A 3,744-nucleotide genomic window follows, 5' to 3' on the forward strand; every position below is an offset into this window, starting at 1 on the left:
CGCGCGCCGGATGCCGATCCGCGCGGCGCGCCTCGCGCCGGCCGGGCCGTGGCCCGGTAGGGTCGGGCAATATAACCGGCTTTGACCCCGTGCAGGCAAAAGCCGGGCAAAAAAAACGGGAAGCGCGAGGCTTCCCGTTTCATCTCACGTCGCGCGGCCGCTGGCCGCGCCCGCGTCAGCCCGCGGTTTCGCGGTTCGCCACCGGCTGCTGCTGCGCACCGCGGCTCGCGGCGATCCACGGCGCGATTTCCATGTCTTCGTAGCGCACGAAGCGGCTCTTCTTCAGGAACCGGAAGCCGAGCCACACGACGAGGAACAGCGGAATGCCGACATAGGTCGCGGCCACACCGGCCCAGTCGATCCGGTTCGCGAGGAACGCCTGATAGTCCTGCCCGAGCGCGATCACGAGACACAGCACGAACGCGAACAGCGGGCCGAACGGGAACCACTTCGACTGGTACGGCAACTGGTCGAGCGAGTAGCCCTGCTTCACGTAGCCCTTGCGGAACCGGTAGTGGCTGACCGCGATGCCGAGCCACGCGATGAAACCCGTCATCCCCGACGTGTTCAGCAGCCACAGGTACACGGTCTTGTCGCCGTACAGCGACGTGAAGAAGCACAACGCGCCGACGGCCGTCGTCGCGTACAGCGCATTGCGCGGCACGCCGCCGCGCGACAGCTTCGCGAAGATCTTCGGCGCACGGCCTTCGGTCGCGAGGTTGTAGAGCATCCGCGTGGACGCGTACATGCCCGAGTTGCCGGCCGACAGCACGGCCGTCAGGATCACCGCGTTCATCACGCCGGCGGCAAAGGCGAGGCCCGCGTGGCGGAACACGAGCGTGAACGGGCTCACGCCGATGTCGGTCACGTCCGTCTTCAGCAGGTTCGGGTCGGTATAGGGAATCAGCACGCCGATCACGAAGATCGCGAACACGTAGAACAGCAGGATGCGCCAGAACACCTGGCGCACCGCGCGCGGGATCGTCGTGCGCGGGTTTTCCGATTCGCCGGCCGCGACGCCGATCAGCTCGGTGCCCTGGAACGAGAAGCCGGCGATCATCGCGACGCCCATCAGCGCCGGCAGGCCGCCCGCGAACGGTGCGTCGCCGATCGTCAGGTTGCCCCAGCCGTTGCTCGGCGCGCCCTTCAGAATGCCGAAGATCATCAGCAGGCCGACGCCGATGAACGCGACCACGGTGACGACCTTGATCAGCGCGAACCAGTATTCGGCTTCACCAAAGCCGCGCACGGTCAGCGCGTTGAGCAGGAACATCACGCCGAGGAACGCCGCGCTCCACCACACGCCCGGCACGTCCGGAAACCAGTAATGCATCACGAGCTGCGCGGCGACGAGCTCCACCGCGATCGTCACGGCCCAGTTGTACCAGTAGTTCCAGCCGAGCGCGAAGCCGAAGCCTTCGTCCACGTATTTCGCGCCGTAGGTCGCGAACGAGCCCGACACCGGCATGAACGCGGCCATTTCGCCGAGGCTCGTCATCAGGAAATAGACCATCAGGCCGATCGCCATGTACGCGACCATCGCGCCGCCGGGGCCGGCCTGCGAGATCGACGCGCCGGACGCGACGAACAGGCCCGTGCCGATCGAGCCGCCGATGGCGATCATCGTCAGGTGGCGCGCCTTCAGCGCGCGATGAAGCTTGGGTGGGTTCGCTGACGAACCGGATGGGTCGGAATTCGGAATTGCGGACATAAACGAGACGAACGTTGAGCGGGCCGGCATCCGTAGCCGGCGCATGCGGAATCGGAGCGCGGTGCGCGTCCTGCGATGCATTCGATGCGGCCCCGATACGCGTTGCGCGGTGGGCGCCTGCGGCGAAGCGCGGATTCTACCTGATTCGTCACGGGGACAGCTCAGGTGCCGCCGCCCGCCGCCGCCGCGGAGACTTCGCAGAATCAAGGGGTTGGCCGCGTCGAACCGGGCCGTAGTCGCCGTCCGGCTTGAAAACCCTGCGCGACAGAGGGCTATCCGGTTATCCGATCCAACCGGTGTTTCTCCACTCTCCTGTCGTCATCCGCCCGATACCAAGCCAGCATTCATAATCGCCGGGTAATCACGGGATTATTCAGACAATACAACCGATATTGACGATTGATTCAAATCAAATCACCCGTACGTAAAGCAGTAATGATGCGTAACAATTTTGAATCGCCGTATCCGCATGCATGTTTTGCATGTGCACGCGAATGTCGGGAATTCGCGAGATAATGCGCCCCGATTCAAAATAAACAGCGGACGGAATCGCCAACGACGCGAAAATCCGCCGCCCGCCGCCCTCGAGGATGAAGTCATTTACGCTGCCCGCCGCGCTGCGACGCCATACCGCGTCGATCGTGGCACGCATTCTGTCGCCCCGCGGCGTACTCGTTGCGGGGATCGTGCTGCTGATGTTCAGCTGGGGGCTTTCCACGTCGCTTTTAATCGAGGCGCGGCGCGACGCAAATGACCATGCGGTCGAAAATGCACGCAACCTGATGCTGCTGATCGAACGCGATATCGCGCGCAATATCGAACTCTACGATTTGTCGCTGCAGAACGTCGTCGACGGCATAGCCGACCCGGAACTGATGACCTTGCCGCCGCGCCAGCGCCACCGGCTGCTGTTCGACCGCGCGGCGACCGGCGAGTATCTCGGGTCGATCTTCGTGATGGATGCGCACGGCAATATCGTGATCGATTCGAGCGTGTCGCCGGCGCGGCAAGGCAATTTTGCCGACCGCGACTATTTCGCCGTGCATCGCGACGGGCTCGCACAGGGCCTCTACATCAGCAAGCCGTACGCGGCCCGACTGCGCGGCGGCGCATTGACGATCGCGCTCAGCCGCCGGATCAACCGGCCCGACGGCACGTTCGCCGGCATCGTCGTCGGCACGCTCAGCATCGACTACTTCCGCGCGCTGCTCGACGGCCTTGCGGTCGGCAAGCACGGCAGCGCGGCGATCGTCGAGAACAACGGCACGCTCGTGTCGCGCCTGCCGTACGACCCGCACGTGGTCGGCCTCGACCTGCACAGCTCGCCACTCTTCATCGAATCGCAGGGCACCCGCGACGGCGCGCTGACCGGGGTCGGCGCGATCGACGGCATCCGGCGCATCTATGTTTACAGGCATCTCGCCGGCCTGCCGCTGATCGTCGACGTCGCGCCCGCCGAGATCGACATCTACGCGTCGTGGCACCATCGCGCGGTCTGGACCGTCGTGCTGATGTGCCTGTTCACCGGGTTCATCGCGTGGGGATCGCTGGCGCTGTCGCGCGAACTGAAGCGCCGGCAGATCGCCGAATCGAAGCTGTACCGGCTCGCGCACACCGATGCGCTGACGGGCGTCGACAACCGCGGCACGTTCGATATGGTGCTCGCGAAGGAGGCGCAGCGGGCGTCGCGCAGCGGCCGCCCGCTGTCGGTGCTGTTCGTCGACGTCGATCACTTCAAGGCGTTCAACGACTACTACGGCCACCCGGCCGGCGATGACGTGCTGCGGCGCGTCGCGCAGACCGCATCGCACTGCCTGCGCCGCGACAGCGATCACGTCGCGCGCTACGGCGGCGAGGAATTCGTCGTCACGCTGCCCGACACCGATGCGCAGGGCGCATTGACCGTTGCCGAGGGCATCCGGCGCGCGATCGCGGCGCTCGGCATCGAGCACGCGAAAAGCCCGTACGGGCGCGTCACGGCCAGCATCGGCGCGGCAACCTCCGCCAACGGCCGCGTGAACGCCGCGACACTG

3 protein-coding genes are annotated in these 3,744 nt (G+C 65.7%); 1 reads left to right on the forward strand and 2 read right to left on the reverse strand.

Annotation, left to right across the window (positions count from 1 at the left end):
• Positions 1–175 precede the first annotated feature (175 nt).
• Positions 176–1,711 carry an amino acid permease gene (locus tag G3N99_RS36745; RefSeq protein WP_174940811.1) on the reverse strand — a complete coding sequence of 512 codons (1,536 nt, stop codon included), beginning with the start codon at positions 1,709–1,711 and terminating at the stop codon, positions 176–178.
• 409 nt (positions 1,712–2,120) lie between these two features.
• The gene (locus tag G3N99_RS36750) at positions 2,121–2,363 is read right to left on the reverse strand and encodes a hypothetical protein (protein WP_206124812.1); all 243 of its coding nucleotides are present in this window, start codon (positions 2,361–2,363) and stop codon (positions 2,121–2,123) included.
• Between G3N99_RS36750 and G3N99_RS36755 the strand changes: the two genes are divergently transcribed.
• Positions 2,302–3,744, forward strand: a 1,443-nt coding sequence (locus G3N99_RS36755; protein ID WP_206124811.1) for a sensor domain-containing diguanylate cyclase, incomplete at its 3' end; no start/stop codon positions are given. The genes G3N99_RS36750 and G3N99_RS36755 overlap by 62 nt on opposite strands.

This window comes from Burkholderia sp. Ac-20392 (assembly GCF_017104585.1).
GTDB classification, from domain to species: Bacteria; Pseudomonadota; Gammaproteobacteria; order Burkholderiales; family Burkholderiaceae; genus Burkholderia; species Burkholderia lata.

Excerpts from the sequence above, each read along its gene's own strand:
- G3N99_RS36745 (WP_174940811.1), bottom strand. The coding sequence starts at position 1,711 with ATGTCCGCAATTCCGAATTCCGACCCATCCGGTTCGTCAGCGAACCCA.
- G3N99_RS36750 (WP_206124812.1), bottom strand. The coding sequence starts at position 2,363 with ATGCGTGCCACGATCGACGCGGTATGGCGTCGCAGCGCGGCGGGCAGC.